1 protein-coding gene and 1 pseudogene are annotated in these 1,253 nt (G+C 77.6%); both read left to right on the top strand.

From position 1 onward, the window contains the following. Positions 1-427: pseudogene (locus KBX53_RS33410) on the top strand (virulence factor MviN); the annotation flags it as partial. Continuing rightward, positions 424-1,253: glycosyltransferase family 4 protein (locus KBX53_RS33405; RefSeq protein WP_210863849.1), on the top strand; the 830-nt coding region annotated here is incomplete at its 3' end. The pseudogene KBX53_RS33410 and the gene KBX53_RS33405, both read left to right, overlap by 4 nt.

The following is a 1,253-nucleotide window of genomic DNA, read 5'->3' as shown; positions in this document are numbered from 1 at the left end:
CGACCGGGTGCTCGCGGTGACGTCGGCGAACTCGGTGGGGATGCTGGTGCTCGGTGCCCTGCTGCTCCTGGCGGTGCTGCGCGGCGCCGGCCGTCGCGCCCTCGCCGGCGCGGGGCGGGCCGGGGCGGCCGGTGGCCTCGGCGGTGTGCTCGCCGGGCTCGCCGGGTGGGGCCTCACCGGTTGGCTCGCCCCGTCGGACGGCGGCACCCCGACGATCGCGGCGGCGTTCGGTCAGGGCATGCTGTCCGGGGTTCTGGTTGGGGTTGTGTTCCTCGCCGTGGTCTGGTTCGTCGACCGGCGGGACGTACAGCCACTGCTCGCCGGGGTGCTGCGGCGTCTGGGCCGGCGGGGGCCGTCCGGCGGTGCGCCGACACCGGGCGCGGACGCCGCGGAGCGGGGCGACGGGAAGGAGACGGCGACGCGATGACTGAGCCAGCTCTGCCCACCGGCTGGTCGGGCACCGTCGCGTTGGTGCTCGCGTCGAGCACCGGTGGCGTCGGCCAGCACGTCCGCTCGGTGGCCGGTGGCCTCGTCGCGGGCGGCACCAGCGTGCTGGTCTGCGGGCCCGCGGCGACTCAGGAGCAGTTCGACTTCACCGGTGTCGGTGCGCGTTTCGCGCCGGTGGAGATCCCGGCCAGTCCGACTCCGGCCGACGCCCGGGCGGTGCTCGCCCTGCGTAGGGTGCTCGCCGCCGCCAGCGTCGACGTGGTGCACGCGCACGGCCTGCGGGCCGGGTTGGTCGCCGTGCTGGCCCGCCCCACCGCCCCGCTGGTCGTCACCTGGCACAACGCGGTGCTCGCCGGGGGACTGCGCGGCGGGGTGTCCCGGCTCGTCGAACGGGTGGTGGCCCGGGGCGTGCGGGTGGCGCTCGGCGCTTCCATGGACCTGGTGCGACGGGCCGCCGAGGTGGGCGCCGCGGACGCCCGGCTCGCCCCGGTCGCCGCGCCGACGTTGCCCGCGCCGCGTCGACGCCCGGCGGCGGTACGCGCCGAGTTCGGGGTCCGCCCGGACCAGCCGCTGATCGTCTCGGTCGGTCGACTGCACCCGCAGAAACGCTACGACGTGCTGATCGACGCGGCGGCCCGCTGGCGTACCCGTACCCCGCCGCCGGTCGTGGTGATCGCGGGCAGCGGGCCGGCCTACCTGCCGCTCGCGGCACGGACCTCCGCCGCCCGCGCGCCGGTGACCCTGCTGGGGCACCGTACCGACGTGGCCGACCTGCTCGCCGGCGCGGACCTGGCGGTGGTGACCAG

This window comes from Micromonospora sp. M51 (genome assembly GCF_018070305.1).
GTDB classification, from domain to species: Bacteria; Actinomycetota; Actinomycetes; order Mycobacteriales; family Micromonosporaceae; genus Micromonospora; species Micromonospora parva.
Note: the sequence above shows the minus strand (reverse complement) of the source record. Positions and strands in the feature narration are given on the sequence as shown.